Origin of the sequence: Larkinella sp. C7 (assembly GCF_006149005.1) — a bacterium.
GTDB lineage: Bacteria > Bacteroidota > Bacteroidia > Cytophagales > Spirosomataceae > Larkinella.
The window spans coordinates 1-445 of the sequence record NZ_VBSL01000162.1; the positions used below are offsets into that span (position 1 = coordinate 1).

Annotated in this window: 1 protein-coding gene; it reads left to right on the top strand. The window is 44.7% G+C overall.

Going from position 1 to position 445, the window contains the following annotated elements:
* On the top strand, positions 1 to 445 hold a 445-nt coding region (locus tag FH871_RS34905; protein WP_171063041.1), incomplete at both ends, for an agmatine deiminase family protein.

A 445-nucleotide genomic window follows, 5' to 3' on the forward strand; every position in this document is an offset into this window, starting at 1 on the left:
ACCATGTGTGTTAACCCTAGCCAATATCAAAATGCTAGGGCTCAGCTTCCTAGTCAAGTCAGGGTTGTTGAAATCGCCAGTGATGACTCTTGGGTAAGGGATTCTGGCCCGACCTTCTTGGTAAATGACCAAGGTCAAATTCGCGCCAACGACTGGACCTTCAACGCTTGGGGTGGTCTGGTAGATGGTCTTTATTTCCCTTGGGACAAGGACGAGCAAATTGCTCAAAAGATTTGCGAAATCGAAGGCATTGATACTTATCGGACGGATGATTTCGTTCTAGAAGGCGGTTCTATCACGGTTGATGGTGAAGGAACCCTCATCACGACTGAGATGTGTTTGCTCAGTCCTGGTCGTAATCCAGATATGACTAAGGAAGAGATTGAGGTCAAATTAAAGAACCACCTTAACTTAGAAAAAATTATTTGGGTTAAAGACGGTATTG